Origin of the sequence: Lactiplantibacillus herbarum, from assembly GCF_001039045.1 — a bacterium.
Lineage (GTDB): Bacteria > Bacillota > Bacilli > Lactobacillales > Lactobacillaceae > Lactiplantibacillus > Lactiplantibacillus herbarum.
In genome coordinates this window covers 205,522-222,517 of sequence record NZ_LFEE01000018.1, presented here as the reverse complement: position 1 = coordinate 222,517, position 16,996 = coordinate 205,522, and the positions used below count along the sequence as shown (strand labels likewise).

Annotated in this window: 18 protein-coding genes and 1 other RNA gene; 5 read left to right on the top strand and 14 right to left on the bottom strand. The window is 42.5% G+C overall.

What is annotated here, in order from left to right:
• The first annotated feature begins 242 nt into the window (after positions 1–242).
• Positions 243–1,319, top strand: coding sequence for a hypothetical protein (locus ACG95_RS06170; protein WP_047999678.1), 1,077 nt, complete (start codon positions 243–245; stop codon positions 1,317–1,319).
• A gap of 45 nt (positions 1,320–1,364) precedes the next feature.
• Here the strand turns inward: ACG95_RS06170 and ACG95_RS06165 are convergent, their stop codons facing one another.
• Together ACG95_RS06165 and ACG95_RS06160 are read right to left on the bottom strand one after the other, a co-directional pair.
• A complete protein-coding gene (locus ACG95_RS06165) occupies positions 1,365–2,042 on the bottom strand; it encodes an ATP-binding cassette domain-containing protein (protein WP_047999677.1) in 678 nt (225 codons plus the stop codon).
• Position 2,043: 1 nt separating this feature from the next.
• The gene (locus tag ACG95_RS06160) at positions 2,044–2,796 is read right to left on the bottom strand and encodes a hypothetical protein (RefSeq protein WP_047999676.1); all 753 of its coding nucleotides are present in this window, start codon (positions 2,794–2,796) and stop codon (positions 2,044–2,046) included.
• A 153-nt stretch (positions 2,797–2,949) separates the two neighbouring features.
• On the opposite strand from ACG95_RS06160, the gene ACG95_RS06155 reads away from it, so the two are divergent.
• Entirely contained in the window at positions 2,950–3,384 is a 435-nt protein-coding gene (locus ACG95_RS06155; RefSeq protein WP_047999675.1) for a GNAT family N-acetyltransferase, read from the top strand.
• Positions 3,385–3,413: 29 nt separating this feature from the next.
• Here the strand turns inward: ACG95_RS06155 and ACG95_RS06150 are convergent, their stop codons facing one another.
• The 6 genes from ACG95_RS06150 to ACG95_RS06125 all read right to left on the bottom strand — a co-directional run bounded on the left by ACG95_RS06150 (position 3,414) and on the right by ACG95_RS06125 (position 8,637).
• Complete coding sequence (locus ACG95_RS06150; RefSeq protein ID WP_047999674.1) at positions 3,414–4,379, bottom strand: S66 family peptidase; 966 nt, start codon at positions 4,377–4,379, stop codon at positions 3,414–3,416.
• Between the two features lie 120 nt (positions 4,380–4,499).
• Positions 4,500–5,855 carry a GH25 family lysozyme gene (locus ACG95_RS06145; RefSeq protein ID WP_047999725.1) on the bottom strand — a complete coding sequence of 452 codons (1,356 nt, stop codon included), beginning with the start codon at positions 5,853–5,855 and terminating at the stop codon, positions 4,500–4,502.
• A gap of 155 nt (positions 5,856–6,010) precedes the next feature.
• The gene (locus ACG95_RS06140; RefSeq protein ID WP_047999673.1) at positions 6,011–6,484 is read right to left on the bottom strand and encodes a GNAT family N-acetyltransferase; all 474 of its coding nucleotides are present in this window, start codon (positions 6,482–6,484) and stop codon (positions 6,011–6,013) included.
• Between the two features lie 23 nt (positions 6,485–6,507).
• On the bottom strand, positions 6,508–6,960 hold the full coding sequence (locus ACG95_RS06135; protein ID WP_047999672.1) for an HIT family protein: 453 nt from the start codon (positions 6,958–6,960) through the stop codon (positions 6,508–6,510).
• 32 nt (positions 6,961–6,992) lie between these two features.
• The gene (locus ACG95_RS06130) at positions 6,993–8,084 is read right to left on the bottom strand and encodes a S66 family peptidase (protein ID WP_047999671.1); all 1,092 of its coding nucleotides are present in this window, start codon (positions 8,082–8,084) and stop codon (positions 6,993–6,995) included.
• 163 nt (positions 8,085–8,247) lie between these two features.
• Positions 8,248–8,637, bottom strand: a complete 390-nt coding sequence (locus ACG95_RS06125; RefSeq protein WP_047999670.1) for a nuclear transport factor 2 family protein — start codon at positions 8,635–8,637, stop codon at positions 8,248–8,250.
• A gap of 183 nt (positions 8,638–8,820) precedes the next feature.
• On the opposite strand from ACG95_RS06125, the gene ACG95_RS06120 reads away from it, so the two are divergent.
• On the top strand, positions 8,821–9,573 hold the full coding sequence (locus ACG95_RS06120) for an alpha/beta fold hydrolase (protein ID WP_047999669.1): 753 nt from the start codon (positions 8,821–8,823) through the stop codon (positions 9,571–9,573).
• Between the two features lie 125 nt (positions 9,574–9,698).
• Here ACG95_RS06120 and ACG95_RS06115 read toward each other — a convergent pair whose 3' ends face one another.
• The 4 genes from ACG95_RS06115 to ACG95_RS06105 form a co-directional block, all read right to left on the bottom strand.
• On the bottom strand, positions 9,699–10,847 hold the full coding sequence (locus ACG95_RS06115) for a THUMP domain-containing class I SAM-dependent RNA methyltransferase (RefSeq protein ID WP_047999668.1): 1,149 nt from the start codon (positions 10,845–10,847) through the stop codon (positions 9,699–9,701).
• Between the two features lie 169 nt (positions 10,848–11,016).
• Positions 11,017–11,393, bottom strand: an RNA gene (rnpB, locus tag ACG95_RS14195) — RNase P RNA component class B.
• A 15-nt stretch (positions 11,394–11,408) separates the two neighbouring features.
• Positions 11,409–11,750 (bottom strand): cell division regulator GpsB, encoded by a 342-nt coding sequence (gene gpsB, locus ACG95_RS06110; protein WP_047999667.1) that lies wholly within the window; start codon positions 11,748–11,750, stop codon positions 11,409–11,411.
• A 74-nt stretch (positions 11,751–11,824) separates the two neighbouring features.
• Positions 11,825–12,394 (bottom strand): SLOG family protein, encoded by a 570-nt coding sequence (locus ACG95_RS06105; RefSeq protein ID WP_047999666.1) that lies wholly within the window; start codon positions 12,392–12,394, stop codon positions 11,825–11,827.
• A gap of 105 nt (positions 12,395–12,499) precedes the next feature.
• Between ACG95_RS06105 and recU the strand changes: the two genes are divergently transcribed.
• Together recU and ACG95_RS06095 are read left to right on the top strand one after the other, a co-directional pair.
• On the top strand, positions 12,500–13,123 hold the full coding sequence (gene recU / locus ACG95_RS06100) for a Holliday junction resolvase RecU (protein WP_047999665.1): 624 nt from the start codon (positions 12,500–12,502) through the stop codon (positions 13,121–13,123).
• Positions 13,124–13,134: 11 nt separating this feature from the next.
• The gene (locus ACG95_RS06095) at positions 13,135–15,438 is read left to right on the top strand and encodes a transglycosylase domain-containing protein (protein WP_047999664.1); all 2,304 of its coding nucleotides are present in this window, start codon (positions 13,135–13,137) and stop codon (positions 15,436–15,438) included.
• 96 nt (positions 15,439–15,534) lie between these two features.
• Here the strand turns inward: ACG95_RS06095 and ACG95_RS06090 are convergent, their stop codons facing one another.
• Together ACG95_RS06090 and ACG95_RS06085 are read right to left on the bottom strand one after the other, a co-directional pair.
• Positions 15,535–16,035, bottom strand: a complete 501-nt coding sequence (locus tag ACG95_RS06090; protein ID WP_047999663.1) for a universal stress protein — start codon at positions 16,033–16,035, stop codon at positions 15,535–15,537.
• Positions 16,036–16,127: 92 nt separating this feature from the next.
• Positions 16,128–16,985 (bottom strand): MetQ/NlpA family ABC transporter substrate-binding protein, encoded by an 858-nt coding sequence (locus ACG95_RS06085; RefSeq protein WP_047999662.1) that lies wholly within the window; start codon positions 16,983–16,985, stop codon positions 16,128–16,130.
• Between the last annotated feature and the right edge of the window lie 11 nt (positions 16,986–16,996).

Below are 16,996 nucleotides of genomic sequence, written 5' to 3'. Positions count from 1 at the left end.
GTTACAATTCAATTACAAAGAAACCTTAAAGATTTCATCTGTAACTAGACTAACAACAATAATTGCTATATCACCTGTTTTCCATTCGATCGATATCAGTCATGCCATCGAATAAATAGGTTGATTTACGCCGTTAACTTAAGAAACTTCACAAGTTTTAAACTATCGTCACAATTTGACCACAATTGCGTTTTACACTAGTATAAGTAAGCACGACTATATTTTGTTAAAGGACTTATGCCATGTTAATTATTTGTTTGATTCTCCTGGTCCTACTAGGACTCGTTTGTTGGTTAGGTTACCGTAACCTCAACCAGCCCTACGTGAAAGCACCCAAGGCATTGCCATTGAAAGCCCAATTGAAGCTTCAATCGCAAGCACGTCGTCAAATTACGGAACAAGCCCCACACCTCAAATGGTTATACTACTGTCTACAAGCTTGCTGGTGGATCGGTGTACTCTGTTTGCTAGTCAGCAGCTACCTCGTTGCGACTAAGTTACCACTTTTGATCTTCCCAATCTGGGCCGTGGTCACTAGTGTCATCTTGCTAATTGTCGGGATTGTATTATTAATGATTCCAGCATTAGTATGGACAACGCAGAGCTATGATTACCTGATCAGTCATGAATCATCACAAGCGTCATTTACACTTGCAACGACCCATGACTTTCAACGTTACCGTCGCCAACAACTCTGGCAAGTATTAGCACTGGATCTCCTAATCTTAGTTGGTTGGATCAGCTGGGCTTACCGCGTTAGTATGGTTCCCGTTGCTACGATCGAATACCTAGTGATGGTCGCAATCATTGCGATTCCAGTAGTAGCTTTAATCGGCTTGCTGGCACAACTACCTTACTTGTATCAGAATCGTTATTTAACTAGTGACACTGCTCGTTTTGGGACTTTACACTACCAAGCTAACCGTGCATTAATTAAACAACAGCCTGATCTGAAGGTACGTGTCATTACCGTCAATGTTATTCGCATTATTGGTTATCTGTTAGGCTTAACCTCATTCTGGTTACTCTACACTAACATTATTGCACCAGCATTTACGGTCAATACTGCTATCGTATACCCAGCAGGTGTAGTTGCACTGATTGCGCTCGTAATTGTGCAAACCGTTAGCATCTTGTGGCCTACTAAGCTGTATGATTATCTACAATTATTAGACACTAGCAAGCTTTCATTCAAACTTGCTGGTAGCGATCGTTTCCGTAAGTTCCGCTATCATTTAACTTATTTCCAACTAACATTCAGTATTCTCTGGATCGTTCTTTGGGTCATCATTATCGCTTACCATTACTACTTCGGTTAGTGACTAAAACCGCTAGTTCAGATAAATTCTGAATTAGCGGTTTTTTTATTCAGCTTTAAACGCGGTGATAAAAGCCCACTGTTGATTGTCCGAGCGTTCAAACTCACCCTTGGTTAGGGTTGTCATCTGGCGGTCATGTAACCACAACACCCGATAATCATCGAAAGCCTGAATATCACGGACGTCATGCGTAATCATCAAGTAAGTTCGCTGTGGATGGGCCTGCATTACTTCGAATAATAACTGCACATTCTGACGGTCAACCGCAGCAGTTGGTTCATCCAGTACCACCAGTTGCCGATCAACTTGCATAAACAGTAGTAACTGAACCAATTTGCGCTGACCACCCGAAAGCTGACCGTAATGTTGTTCCCAAATGGGCTTCAAAAACCGATAAGTAGGTGCGTCAACCCACGACTCAAACTCTGTTAGCTGAAAGTGTAATCGCCCCCGCTCAATCCCCAACACCAGCTTAGCAACGTCACAAACTCGAATCGACGTTAACATCGGTAACTGTTGGTTCAAGTAAATAGCATCCTGTGGGCAGTCAATCGTTCCAGTCGCTGGCCGTAAACCCGTAATGATATCCACTAAAGTAGTTTTACCCACGCCGTTTTGACCAATCAAAAAGTTCACACCAGGGCTCTGTAATTGAAAGTTTAGATCCGTAAACAGGGCTTGTTTGGCCTTAGGAAATTGATATGATAACTGTGTTACTTGCATCTTACAATCCCTCCGTAGGTAAAATTTTTAAGTGCCGGTAACTCCAAGCGCCCACAATAATCAAAATAACTAAGCAAATTGAATAAGTTAGGATGTACTGACTAGCCGTTCCTACTGTCAGCATTCGAAATAAGTTACTTATCAAGTACAGTGGACTGAGCACATTGCTGAAAATATTACTCATTCCTAGTACAACCAAATTGCTAACCGCTACCGAACCAACAATGATAATCAACGAGATCGCATTCACCATCGTGTTTAGCGTTTTTTGACGCATGTTGACTGCTAGTAGCGGTAAACAGTAACAAATGACAGGAATATAAGCTAGTCCCAAGGTTAGCCAGAGCCAGCCGATTAATTTAAGGAACGGCAACTGAAAGACCAAACTACTCAATCCAGCAATTAACGTTAAAGTTGTTAGTAACAAGATCAGGTTGACTATGGCTTCACTGACAATCAAGACCGATACGTTCACAACCAACGTCCGGTACTGTTTTAAGTAGCCTTGTTCCCGTAGCTCACCAATACTAGCCACCGTTACTAAGCAATTAGTGAAAATCATCCAACCGATGAACGGAATAACTGAATTCGCATACTGCGTTAATGTTAATTGTTGGAAAAAGTGATCCTTAGTATTCAAGATCAAAAACACTAGTGGCAAACAGACCGTATAGATTAACACACCTGGATTATCCCACGCTACCTTTGAAAAATATTGCGTATAGATCAGAACCTGCTGCCAATATTTACGCATGCTATCACTCCCAATAAATAATATGATCGTTTAATCTAAAAAAACATCAAATCTGTTCTGTTATATAAATATTTTTAATCATTCATAAATTGACATTTTAGCAATATACGTCTTATTATTGAAAATTAAAAAGTAAGTTTTGGAGGACTTCACATGATTCGAAAAGTACTACTCAAAGATGCGCCAAACATTCAACGAATAAATAAACTTTCCCTTGGATACGACTACCCAATAACAGCTGCCACACAGCAATTACAGCAGTTATTAAGTGAACCTCAACACCATCTATTGTTAGCCGCTGTTGACGACGATGATCAATTGATAGGATATGTGCATGCGGAGGTTTACCTAGAAACCTATGCACCGAAACTGTTCAATGTTTTAGCACTAGCAGTCGATCAAGACAGCCGCGGACAGGGTCTTGGAAAAGCTTTAATGATTGCATTAGTTGGTAAGGCCTCTGAATTCCAAGTCCATGGTATTCGACTGAACTCCGGTAGTGAACGTACGGCTGCACATCAATTTTATGAACATTTAGGCTATACCACCACTAAAATGCAAAAACGATTCTTTCTAGAATTACCATAAGCTCTACTATATTTTAGTAGAAAACCAATTTAGAATTCACTAAATGACACCGTTTGTTCGACCGCGTCAATCCGTACTTGTGCTCCTAATGGTGTGCTGATCATTGGTACCGTGTGACAGCTATCATAATCGTAAATAATCGGTAGCTCCTGACCATTCAGGACTTCTAATAAAATATCGATTGGCCGCCGATTAGTTCCCTGATCATCGAATAAGGCATGCTTACCTAAAATAATCCCCTTAACTTGTTTAAATATGCCCGCTAACTGTAGCATCACAAAGTTCTTTTCAAGTGTGGCTGCATCTTTCTCCGCGTCTTCAATAAAAAGAATATCATCAGCCGTCAGCTGCGGAAAATAAGGTGATTTCAAAAAGCCGTACATGGTGTTCAAGTTACCACCGATTAACCGCCCCGATAATACTGGTTGCGTCGTATAGTGCCACTCATTAATCTGCATCTGCTTGGGATAATCATAAGTTTCCCAATTAGCTGCTTCGTCGGTCCACTCTGTAGGTGCAGCAACCGTTACCACCTGCTGCATCGGCGTTTGATAAACAGCTAAAAAATTACGCCAGGTCATTTCCACTAGTGGTGACCATTCGCCCAGCGATGCAACCAGTGCTGGACCATAAATAACACGGCAATTAGGTGCTTTAGTCTGCACTGCCAGTAGTAACGCCGTCGCATCTGAATAACCCACAATGGTCTTAGGGTGCTGATTCAAATAGGCATAATCTAAATACGGCAGTACCGCATTGGTATTAGTTCCCCCAATCGTAGCCATAATCACATCAATTGTCTCATCATAAATTAATGTATTCAATTCACTAACGCGTTGCTGGATAAATCCAGAACGGTAGTGATCCTGTTGATTAGTCAAAACACCCGCAACTAATTGAACGTCCTGCGCCTTCAAGAAACGTTTGGCTCTGGCAAAACGCTGCGGTGATATAGCCGTAATTGGCGTTGACGCTGAGTAGTAACCAATTTTCATTGTCGCTCCTCCTAATAATTAAAATTTGATTAAAATTAACTATATCACTTTTCATAATTATCCGCCATTCAAGTTTCAAGGCAGCAAAAAAGCTCCCAATTACGGGAGCTTTTTACATTGTTATTGCGTTACCACTAACGAACGGTTAGCCGTGACATAGTTGCCTTTGTTTGTCCTGTAATAACGTGAGCCACCAGATCTTGAATAGATCGCTGTTACTTTGATTCGGTCACCCGCAGCGTGATAAGCGTTACGGTTCGACTTCACAAAATTGCTGGACTTGTACGTATATAATCCAGTCTTCGTCTTAAGCCACTTACTACTTGGTAAGGACTCATAATACCAATGATCTGACTTCGAAACTTTGGCTGTAATATAGCCACCATTAATTTTAATCCGATAAAAATTACCGCGTTTAACTAACGTTCCGCTATAGATACCATTCTTTTTCAAAGTTGTCCCAGACTTAGTCGTGAGATCAACATCTTTAAACAGAGTACTATCTTCTCGCAGTTTATAGACCCCATGTTGCCCAACCCAATAGCCGGTTACATCCTGTGCCAATACCCACTTATTAAGCCCACTTAGATAAACTAATTGTTTAGAGCGACTCGTCGTTACTGATTTAACAGCCGTGACCTTATAATACTTTTGCTTGGCACTACTTGGGACCGTGGTCTTATCATAATATTTACTAGCACCACTATTCAAATACACGTGTTGCCCAGACGTGTAGCTGCTGTATGCATAACTTGTCGCAGCTGGTGTAGTTGTCGTAGTTGAGTCTGACGTGGAAGCTGAAGTGCCAGACGTCCACCAACTTAATGGGTGATACGTGGTCACTGATGAACTACTATACAAACTATTATCAACATATTGGCCTAATGAAGATAAGTAATAGCTACTAGAATACTGCCAGAGCGAGTATGAAATCGTTGGTTGATATGAATAGTTCGCAATCCATTGGGCATCAAAACTCTGTCGAGCCGTATTGGCATAGGTCGTCGCAAATGATTGATAAGAATAAAAAATCAGTTTTTTATTCGTCAGTGAGCGCATTTCAGTATACCAAGCTTTAACCGCAGCATTAGCGTCCGAGGAGCTCATCGAGGTTGTTTCAAAATCCAAAACATAGAACTTGGTATTCTTATTAGCTCGTGCATACAGCTTTTGTGCCTCCGCTTTGGCTGTAGCCGTGCTTGTAAAGGTTGAATAATCGTATGAACCAAACGGAATCCCATATTTAACGTACAAGCTTTCGTTATTTGTATGATATAAATCCTCATAACTACTACCATATTGTACCCGGTTGATAACAAAGTCCGCTTGACTCTTCAAACTACTAACTTGGGTGCTCGTCAGTTTCCCTTGCCATTCTGAAATGTCAGGTACCGCTGCCTTGGCACTTACGGTCAGTAATAGACCGGCACAACTTCCTAACAGAACTAACCACCGCCACTTTTTACTAATGATCACAATCATCCGCCTTTCATCGTTGTATCAGTATGTATTTTGCTACTGATACCAATAGTACCGATAAAATGTGCAGATACCTTCACAAACTGATGACATTCATTTTACAGTTTGTTTACAATGTGAACTAATGCGATGGGTGTTGTTTCACATTATGCTTAATGCCATTTTTCTAGTCGGTACAGCCCTTCGTCGTCTGGAACCTCCTGATGATTCTTGACTTGATAGCCCATCTTAAGGTAGAAGTTACGCGCAGTTTTAGATGCTGGAATTTCAACTCGCCGTGCTTGGCAAAAATAAACATCATTTTCTAACGTATGAATAATCTGTTGGCCGATTTTGCGTCCCTGATACTCAGGATCAACAAAAATGGTAAATAAACTGTATTCATTAGGTTGATTCCAATACGGCCCAATCGCACCAGTGCCAATCAAACGGGAACCGTCAATAACTACGTAAAAATGCGTTGCCTGTGCCTTTTGTACTAACCAACTAGGTGATATCCGTGCTATTAACTGAGCAATATAAATCGCTGAGTAATCGGCCGCGTTACTTATTTGTATCGTACGACTAATCATTTCGGCAGCTGGGACCGCGTCTGCTACTTGAAAACGGCGAATTTCAACTGACATCATAATCACCTTCCATAATTGATTTACTGCTTAATTTTATTGAGGACCTCTACCAATTGTTTCCGCAGTTGCGCATGCTTACTTGGCTCGTACAAAAATTGCGGATCAGTCCAGTGTCGTTGACTATACAACCAAACCGGCATTGAGCGGTGTTGCTCATCTTCCCACTGATAACGCGGAAAGATGTGGGCGTGTAAAAACTGATCCGTATTCCCCAAGATATCGTAATTGAGTCGTACTGGCTGACATACTTGGATAATGGCATCACCTACAACAGTCATATCCAATAAGAACCGTTGCCGCTCAACAAGTGTTAGCTCATTCAGTGATCCAACTGACCGTTTCGGTAATAGTACACAGTAGCCTGGTAAAAACTGCGTGTCGCCCAGCGCAACAAAGCTTCCCACTAATTCCTTAAGTATCATCGGGTTAGTTCCGTTGATTGCTGCTTCGATACGATTATCTTGCCACGCCATGATCGTCCATCTCCTTCAAATAACTTGTTCAATCAGTGCTGACCACTTTTCTCAGCAAACCAAGGTTCCGTAATCTTCAATGTGACATGATCAAAATCGATTGCCGCCAGTGCGTTGTACGGTAACGCTGTCCGCGGAAAGGCGTGCCCGAAGTTAACGTTGTAAAGAATGGGTAGCGCTAGGTCAGCCGTTTCGCTAATCAGTATTTGACGATAATCATCATAGTAATGCTCATTTTGCGGCTTGCCAACAATGATTGCCGCCACATTAGGTAAAATCCCTACCGCTCGTAACCTTTGTAACATGGTTCGAAATAGGTCTGGTTCAGGTTGTTCATCACTCGTTTCAATAAAGAGCAGTTTGTCTTGCCAATCAGAAGCTGCTGGAACCAACTGATACTTCTGTGCAACAGCCTGTTCATCCGGATAACGGGTCGTGGTTAGTAAATCATAAAAGCTATCCAGACACCCACCAAGCAAACGTCCCCGTACAACGCCATGACCACGTAACACGTCATAACTTCGCCGCTCCTCATGAGCCAGTCGTGGTGTATCCAACGCCTGTGGGCTAAAATCCGTCCGCTCATCATACCAAGTGGGACTACTTAATAAGTCTGTCACCACTGGATTATGGAAGTAATGTTGCCAGGTTGCAGCTGTATACGGCAGCATTTCAGGTCCTAATTCCGCCAAGTCACTCAGAAAATTGGGCCCGTAAAAGGTCTGTAATCCCAGTTGGTAAAACATTAAGTGATTGATTGTCGTGTCAGAGTACCCCGTAAAGAGTTTAGGATGCTCCCGAACTGCCGTGATAAATTCAGGATCATCCATCAAATATGGTAACGTTCGGTAAGTATCGTCACCACCAATGGCCGCAATAACGCCCTTAATAGTAGGATCCATAAATGCAGCTTTCAGATCGGCAGCTCGCAACTCTGGATGTACGGTTATAAAACTGCGACCGGCCAGCGTATTTGGCATCATTACCGGCACTAATCCTAGTTCTTTTAGTCGTTCACAGCCTCGTTGCAACTGATGTTGAACCGCGTTTTCGCCCAAAGTGCCACTGGAAAGACTCACAACGGCAATTCGATCACCACGCTTCAATGCTAAAGGTTTTTGCATGTTATCACCTCAATTGTGTTATTGATTTTTAATATTATCATTATATTTTAATTTATCAACTACTATTTATTTGCTAATCAACAATCAAATAAAAAAACAGTAATCAAAGATTTATTACTTTGGTTACTGTTTTTGAAGGTTATTTAACTTAGCACCTTTGCCATCACTTAGTATGATACGGATAGTAGTGTTCCGCCTTTGACTGGTACTCACGTAGATCATCAATTAAACCGGCCGCATTAAAATGAACCGAGGATAGGCCGTCAAAATGAGTCGTCTCCGTTGTCACAGCCGTAAACGTCCAGCTTACAAAGACAGTCTCATCACTAGCCGCCCACATCTGCTTAATCGGCCATGCGGTAACCGTTTGTACCGTCATTTGGTGTTCAATCCATTTTTGAATCTCTTGTAATGTCAAATATGCTGGTCCATAGCACTCTTGGTAGTGACAATTAGATGCTAATACCGTTGATAATGATAAAAAATCACGGTCTAACCACATCTGGAAATAGCGTCTGATTTGCTCCTGCTGCTTAATCTGATAATCGTCCATTATCCTTATCCCCTTTTTTAATAACCAGTTTGTCATCCATTTATTATTCACATTAATGTATTTATTTATCATTATATGACGTTACCTATCAATTGTATGTAACAAATTAGTTAGTTGTATTTTACGGTTACTTCCAGTGGGTTTATAATTGATGATAATCTTAATAAAGTGAGTATTAAGCTGATGATTAACGTAACCAAGCGCCACATCCAAGATATTCCCGTCCTTGAAGTGGTTGCAGCCACCGAACTAAACACCCCCTTACCACTAGTAATTTTTTATCATGGCTGGCGCTCTAGTAAGGAACTCGTCTTAACCCAGGCCCGCAAACTAGCTCAGAAAAACATCCGGGTCATCTTACCAGACGCTCCTAATCATGGTGAACGCCAACAAGCTGTCAGCAGTCTACCATCGCTAACCTTTTGGGCTAGCATCCAAGGTAATCTAGCTGAATTCGAACTACTAGTCGACACTTATCAGCGTCAGCACCTCATCAAAGACCATCAGATTGGTGTCGGTGGCTATTCCATGGGTGCCATGACCACTGGGGCACTACTGACTCACCATCCAGAGATCAAAGCCGCTACCATTATTATGGGGACACCTGATCTCAATGCGTATGCGCAACTAGTTCGCCAGTATGCCACACAAGAACACCGCTATCTCCCAACGGATACAAACCTAATTACGAATTGGATCGATGACTATGATCTGAATCGACATCCTGAGACAATTGCTCATCGACCACTATTATTCTGGCACGGCACTCAGGATGAACGTATTCCGTATGCACAATCCCGCGACTTCTTCGATCGTATTCATGATCAACCATATGCCGAACAGACCGCATTCATTACTGGTTATCAGGCTAAGCACCTGGTAAAAGTGCCATTAATGGACAAGGTGACCAACTTCTTTGACTACTACTTGAATTAATTATTCGGCTACTACCAGCCATTTAACTGTAAGAACAATCACAAGGATTATAGTATTTTTCTACAAAAAAGGCGTTTAGCTATGAGAGTCTTCTCAAATAGCTAAACGCCTTTGCTAATCGTTATTTAGTTTTCAACCCGCGCTGGGCGAATCCGTTTACCCCAATATTGGAAGTAATCCGTCCGTAACGCCCCATTATAAAGCTTACGACGCTTGGTTGCCTTTTGACCATAGAAGTCTTCAAATTCTAAGTCACTGGTTAAGATATACTTACTCCAGCTTGGTAACTTGCCGTAGACTTGGCCCATTTGACGGTATAAGATCCGAACCGTATCACGATCACTCAAGCGTTCCCCGTATGGTGGGTTGGCCACGATTACACCGTTCAACTTATCAGTTGTAAAGTCCTTAACGGCTAATTGTTTGAAGTTGATATCATGTAATACGCCGGCTTCGCTAGCATTAAGCTTAGCAATATCGATCATCTTACCATCAATATCATAGCCACTGATATCTAATTCCATATCGTAATCAGCGAGACCGTCCGCTTCATCACGTAATTCTTGGCTCAAGCCAGCGGGAACCCAGTCCCACTTCTCGCACGCAAATGAACGGTTGAAACCAGGGGCAATATTACGAGCTAACAATGCAGCTTCGATTGGAATCGTTCCTGAACCACACACAGGATCGATGAATGGGTTATCTGGATACCACTTAGCCAGCATCACTAAAGCAGCCGCCATGTTTTCCTTCAATGGTGCGCCACCTTTTTCGACCCGGTAGCCCCGTTTGAACAGACTTGAACCGGTCGTATCAAGCGTCAACATGACATGGTCCTTATTAATCGCAACTTCTAATGGGAACAAAGCCCCGGTTTCTGGTAAGTGACCACTACGATGGTAAGTACTTGATAACTGGTTAACAATCGCTTTTTTGACGATTGACTGCACATCAGGAACACTGTGCAACTTAGAATTACGTGACTTACCTTCAACTGGGAATTCAGCGTCCATTGGTAATAATTCATCCCAAGGTAAAGCTAACGTCTTTTCGAATAATTCATCGAATGAGTAGGCGTCAAATTCGCCCACGATAATCTTGATCCGATCAGCTGTCCGTAACCACAAGTTCGTTCGTAAAATATCCTTGATGGTGCCGCTGAAGCGTACCCGACCATTTTCTGTTTGACCATGGTAACCCAAGTCACGCAACTCGCGGCCAACTAGTGCTTCGATCCCACTGGCTGCAGTCGCAATTAAATTAAATTCTTGCATAGTATCCTCCTGATAATTTCAACTTATTATTATTTAAATATTCTTCCCGGCAATAACCGAGTTTTATTCATTATCTAGTTTAGCATAGTTTGACAGGACGTCACTTTTTCGTATAAAAAAACTAGGACAAAAGCGAACTTTTGTCCTAGTCTCCTGTCTAAATGTAAATTCCTGTAGGCCATGTTTTGTACCTGATCAAAGTACAGGGTCTGTTGATCAGGCGGTAATCATCTATCTCGAGATAATTAAATCTCCCCCCACATTTAGTTCAATTCCATATGTGAAGCGCCCCTACCGTAGTTTGGGTTGCCCGCTCGTGGGGTTTACCGCGTTCCAACTCGTTCGTTTCCAAGCGAGTATCGTCACTGTGGCACTTTTCAGGAATACTCGGGCATAGCCGAAGCCTTAGCCGTTTTTCCCGCCGTTACCGATAAAATCGGTACCCCGGCTTATTTTTTCACCGAGCACGAACACTACAAGCATCGCAGCTTGTGCGAGCATGGACCTTCCTCAGCCGACATAAGCCGACCGCGATTACCCAGAATTTACATCGAATCACGTTTATAGACGGTGTGATTCATTTTGATCATTATCTAATTGGGCGCCAAAGACGTGACGTTCCAAGTTAGACAAACGTTTCAGAATGTCCATATTCGTAACCGAACTAGTTGGTTGTGAAGAAGGACTGGTTGAACCAACAGCGACTTGCTTAGTAAGCTCGTCAACCTTGGCCCGCAACCGTTCATTTTCATCTGAAAGTTGTTGGTTATCTTTAGTAAATGACTCATAGTCCTTAATGACACTATCCAAGAACCCATCCACGTCAGCAGGATCATAACCCCGCATCTTTGGTTTGAATTCTTTTTGAAGGATGTCTTTTGGAGTAAAATTACGTTTAGCCATATTTAAAAACACCTCATTGTTATTCGCGCAATGTCCATTGGGCATCCGCATTACTTAAAACATTGTAGCAGACTTTATTCAAAATTAAAACCATTATTCTGTTTTTCTGCATATTCATTGGCACTTTCTTGTAACCAATCAAAGTCGATCAGGGTTAACGGGTACGGATGGGACTCGCTAAATGACCGAATCAGATCGTAGTCATAACTAGGTTTACCAGGGTTATCTGGATCATACACTAAAGTCGCTGCATCTGTATGGGTTACCATGAAATCTTGGTAATTTTTTAATTGTTGTGGATTTTCATACGCTTGCTTACTAACCGGCGCCTGAAAATCGACCCGTGCTAATAATGCTTGCAGCTTCGCCTGATTGGTCTCATTCCAGCGCCCACCAAATTCACCATATGGCAGCATCATGGCGACTTTTAACTCCGGATAGGTTTTCTTTAATTCAAGCCCCACTTCTGCGGCCCACTGCTCAATACCAAGCTGTCCGCCCGTGATCAACCAGTCCATCCCATCTTCAATCTGGTTAGTTAGATAATTAGTTAACGCAAACTTAATAACCTTAAGTTTGTCATCCTGATCGCTAAAAACGTTTAATTCATAACCCCGGTAACCACTAAGCCATAGTCGACTCATAGAAAAGTCTCCTTTCAATCACTAAATATGGGTAAAAACTCACAGATATTTCACATTCACGGGTGGTTAATGGTAAAATGAATCATTACTAGGAGGTTGATCAATGTGACGATTCGCTACCCAAACGGTAAAGTTTACCGCCAACCTAGCCATTCAAAATCACCAACTTCTAAATTTGCTAACGTTAACTTTGGCGATCGTGGGATGAGCTTGGAAGAAGAACTCAATGATAGTAATACTTATTATCTTAAAAAGAATATCGCAGTTATCCATAAAAAGCCAACACCCATCCAGATTGTTAAAGTCGACTACCCTAACCGCAGCGCCGCTGTTATCCGTGAAGCCTATTTCAAACACGCTTCTACGACCGATTACAACGGTGTTTATCGTGGCAAATACTTAGACTTTGAAGCAAAGGAGACGAAGAATAAGACGGCCTTTCCATTGAAGAACTTTCATGAGCACCAGATTGAGCATATGCGCCAATGTATCCAGCAAGGTGGCATCTGCTTCGTCGTTATTCGCTTTGCGAGTTTGGGCCGCTTGTTCGTACTAACAGCTACCGACCTATTTACTTATTGGGATCATCAAAGCGATGGTGGTCGCAAATCAATTCCATTAGTGGACATTGAACAACGGGCTACGGAGCTACACTACCATATCAATCCGATCATTCCTTACTTAGATGCGATTGATAACATCATTGATGAAACTTCATCAAATCACTAAAGGAGAACATCATGGCAAGTAACAATGAACAGAACTCACGGGTCGCTCGTAAAAAGAGCCAACCTAAGCCACCTAAAAAACACTGGGTACGACGCATCATTTTATCATTAGTCGCACTGTTTGTTATCGTAGTATTAGCAGGGCTTGGACTATTCTTCTATTATGCGCAAACGTCCCCTTCGATTTCCGCAGGCGATCTCAAGAGTGAAAGTGCCACAAAGGTTTACGATGCTAACAACAAATACGTGACAACTCTCGACTCAAGTAACCGGCAATACGTTAAATCTAGTAATATTCCTGCTACATTGAAGAGCGCGGTTGTTTCCATTGAAGACCGACGCTTCTACAAGCATAACGGTGTTGACTACTATCGGATTTTTGGCGCCTTTCTAGGTAACCTGAAAGGCAGTTCTTTGGGATTGCAAGGTGGGAGTACTTTGACGATGCAGTTGGTTAAACTCTCTGTCTTCTCCACGAACACTTCAGATCGTAATCTTAAAGTTAAGTCCCAGGAAGCTTGGTTAGCCCTTAACCTTGAAAAACACTTCAGTAAAGCACAAATTCTTGAATACTATATTAACAAAGTATACATGGGTAACGGCGTTTATGGGATGGGCACTGCCGCACGCTACTACTACAACAAGCCGTTAAAAGATCTCAACCTCAGTCAACTAGCTTTACTAGCTGGGATGCCGCAATCACCAACTAACTATGACCCAACAACCTATCCGACCTACGCGACAAGTCGTCGTAATTTAGTACTTCAAGCGATGTACGACAATAAAGTCATTACTAAGGCACAGGAAACTGCCGCTATGAACGTCAGCGTCAAAACTGGTTTAAGTTCAGCTGGCCGTTCAAGTATGGCTGCCAAAGCTAACAAAAATAAGGTTCTGGATGCCTACCTCAAAGAAGTCAGTGCTGACCTAATCAAAAAAGGTTACTCTTCAAACACAGGTGGTTTAAAGGTTTACACAAACCTGAATATGAATGCGCAACAACGTCTATATGACATTGCCAATACATCTAAATACGTTACTTACCCTAATAATGGGCAGCAAACGTTCCAATTAGGGGTCTCCGTTGTTGATTCCTACACCGGGAAAGTTTCTGCCATGATTGGTGGTCGTAAAACTGGCGATGTCACATATGGACTCAATCGAGCAGTTCAAACAACCCGTTCCAATGCATCGACAATGAAACCAATTTTGGATTATGGTCCAGCGATTGAATACAAGAGTTGGCCAACCTATAAGACCGTTGCCGATACCAGCTATAAATACGCTGGGACCAATATCAGCGTTCACGATTTTGACAACAAGACACTCGGTAACATGACTATGCGAGCCGCCCTCGTTCAGTCACGTAATATTCCAGCCATTAAGACCTTAGAAGCAGTTGGTCTCAATAAGGCTAAGGGCTTCGCTAACGGTTTGGGCATGGGCCTGAAGACCGTCACAGCGGCAAATGCCATCGGTGCTGATGTCTCCACGCTGCAAGTTGCTGGCGCCTATGCGGCCTTTGCCAACGGTGGTGTTTATCACAAACCTTACTATATCAATAAGGTTGAAACACAAGATGGAAAAACCGTTGACTACAGTAGTACTGGCACTCGGGCTATGAAACGTTCAACAGCTTACATGATTACCGACATGCTCAAGGGTGTTATCAACAGTTCAACCGGGACAGCTACAACCGCTAAAATCAGTGGTGTCTATCAAGCTGGGAAGACTGGGACAGATAACTATTCTTCTGATTCCAAGATTTCCGTTCCATCGGATGCCGTTGTTGATTCTTGGATGGCCGGTTACACTAAGAACTACTCAGTCGCAGTATGGACTGGGTATGATGAATCACAAAAAGCCGGTGGTTATCTCGACTCCACCAATACTAAGGTTTCACAGAATATCTACCGTGAAATGATGAGTTACTTACAAGAATACTCGCCTAACTCAGATTGGACTAAGCCAAGCTCAGTCGGAACGACCAAACGTAACGGGATTGAAGAACTTTACGTCGTTGGTCATCTCTTCTCAAGTAGTGAAGCTTCTTCTGGAACGTCTAGTGCGAATAACACTAGTTCAAGTACTAGCAGTATTATTTCCAGTTCAAGCAGTAGCAGTTCTTCATCTAGCAGCAGTTCAGAATCATCATCTTCTTCTGAATCATCTAGCAGCTCTTCATCATCTTCTTCTGAATCATCAAGTAGTTCAGAAGCAAGTAGTAGCTCGATCGAAAGCTCCAGCTCAGCTGCAAGTTCATCAGCTGCTTCAACAGAAACACCTACTACAAACAACGCGACACAAGGTCAATAGTTTAAGAAATCGCAAAAATGACACCATGCTGAAATTCAGTATGGTGTCATTTTTTAGTCTTATTTTAAAATGTAGCTTGATCACGACTATCTGAGCCTATTCATTACTAGCTTCATTCGCTGCCTTAGCCTGCTCCTGCTCCATTGCGTTATCATTCGGCAGATTGACCACCGTGACATTCGCTGGCGTGTTACGCACCACGTAGGCCGTTGTTGAACCTAAGAACAACCGTGAGATGGCGTTGGTTCCCGTTCGACCAATCACGATCAGATCAATCTTCTGAGCTTCTGGAACATCCACGGCAATCGTCACCTTTGGCACGCCCGTTTTACGAATCACTTCCGCCTCCAGATGATTAGCCTCAACGCGTTCCTGCGCTCGTTCCAATAACTTCTTACTCTGGGCCTGATCAAAGCTCATCATGTCAGGAACCGCTCTAGTGAAAACGTCCGCACTGTACATGCCAAAACGATTAACGTCAATGACGTTTAACAAGTAGAGTTTGGACTCAAACACCTTCGCCAATTCAATGGCGTGATCTAGCGCGTAGTACGAGTTATCGGAACCGTCTAATGGAACTAAAATACGTTTATACATGAGCACGACCTCCTAGTCACTAGCTTCTGTCATTTCTTATTATTATCATAACCAAATAACAAAACACTAGCGACCAATATGCTCAGTGAATATTAATTATCAAAATAACTCAGTGGCTGGTTCACGTTGATCTTTGTGCCGTAATATTTTTGTTTAATATACTTCTGAATATCAGCACGATGGTACAACTTAACTAGCTTCAAATAACTAGCTTTATGTTTGTTCTTAGCCGCTGTAGCTAGAATATTAACGTTATCCTTCGTATCCTTGTTCAGACTCTCGTGGAAGATCGAATCCCGCAAAACGTGTAAATGGCCCTCTAACGCAACCGTATTGGAAATTAGAACGGCATCGACACTCTTAATGATTCGTGGACCAGTCGTATCATCAATCTGCTTAAACTTGAGGTGGCGTGGGTTGCTAGTAATATCCTTCGTCGTCCCCAAGACACCAAAGTTCGCTGCTAATTTAATTAATCCAGCCTTTTGCAGTAACAATAACCCTCGTGATGCTTGCGAGGGGTTATCCGCAATCGCAATCGTGGCGCCGTCAGGAATCTGGTCAATATTCTGATACTTTTTTGAATAGATTCCCATTGGTTCTAAGTAAGTTGTCCCCAGTGCCGCTAATTTGGCCTTAGGATTCTGTTTGTTGTACGTCTCATAATACGACCACGATTCAAACGCGTTGACGTCCACCGAACTCTCGGCCGTTGCTTTATTCAGTTGAACCCCGTCGGTAATCTGCTGCACTTTGATCGTTAATCCTAATTGTTTAGCGTCCCTACTCTTGGCAATGTGCTGCCAGACTTCATAGTCAGAGCCCATGGAACCAACCGTAATCGTGGCACTCTGTTGCTCACGGGCCGAATAACTCGTCAACTCGTGTATGCCGATACAGATACCAACAATCACACCTATGCCTAATAACCACCATGCTAATCGTTTCATCTCTACGCCTC

Coding starts and splice junctions, on each gene's coding strand:
- ACG95_RS06170 (WP_047999678.1), top strand. CDS start 243: ATGTTAATTATTTGTTTGATTCTCCTGGTCCTACTAGGACTCGTTTGT.
- ACG95_RS06165 (WP_047999677.1), bottom strand. CDS start 2,042: ATGCAAGTAACACAGTTATCATATCAATTTCCTAAGGCCAAACAAGCC.
- ACG95_RS06160 (WP_047999676.1), bottom strand. CDS start 2,796: ATGCGTAAATATTGGCAGCAGGTTCTGATCTATACGCAATATTTTTCA.
- ACG95_RS06155 (WP_047999675.1), top strand. CDS start 2,950: ATGATTCGAAAAGTACTACTCAAAGATGCGCCAAACATTCAACGAATA.
- ACG95_RS06150 (WP_047999674.1), bottom strand. CDS start 4,379: ATGAAAATTGGTTACTACTCAGCGTCAACGCCAATTACGGCTATATCA.
- ACG95_RS06140 (WP_047999673.1), bottom strand. CDS start 6,484: ATGTCAGTTGAAATTCGCCGTTTTCAAGTAGCAGACGCGGTCCCAGCT.
- ACG95_RS06135 (WP_047999672.1), bottom strand. CDS start 6,960: ATGGCGTGGCAAGATAATCGTATCGAAGCAGCAATCAACGGAACTAAC.
- ACG95_RS06130 (WP_047999671.1), bottom strand. CDS start 8,084: ATGCAAAAACCTTTAGCATTGAAGCGTGGTGATCGAATTGCCGTTGTG.
- ACG95_RS06125 (WP_047999670.1), bottom strand. CDS start 8,637: ATGGACGATTATCAGATTAAGCAGCAGGAGCAAATCAGACGCTATTTC.
- ACG95_RS06120 (WP_047999669.1), top strand. CDS start 8,821: ATGATTAACGTAACCAAGCGCCACATCCAAGATATTCCCGTCCTTGAA.
- ACG95_RS06115 (WP_047999668.1), bottom strand. CDS start 10,847: ATGCAAGAATTTAATTTAATTGCGACTGCAGCCAGTGGGATCGAAGCA.
- gpsB (WP_047999667.1), bottom strand. CDS start 11,750: ATGGCTAAACGTAATTTTACTCCAAAAGACATCCTTCAAAAAGAATTC.
- ACG95_RS06105 (WP_047999666.1), bottom strand. CDS start 12,394: ATGAGTCGACTATGGCTTAGTGGTTACCGGGGTTATGAATTAAACGTT.
- ACG95_RS06095 (WP_047999664.1), top strand. CDS start 13,135: ATGGCAAGTAACAATGAACAGAACTCACGGGTCGCTCGTAAAAAGAGC.
- ACG95_RS06090 (WP_047999663.1), bottom strand. CDS start 16,035: ATGTATAAACGTATTTTAGTTCCATTAGACGGTTCCGATAACTCGTAC.
- ACG95_RS06085 (WP_047999662.1), bottom strand. CDS start 16,985: ATGAAACGATTAGCATGGTGGTTATTAGGCATAGGTGTGATTGTTGGT.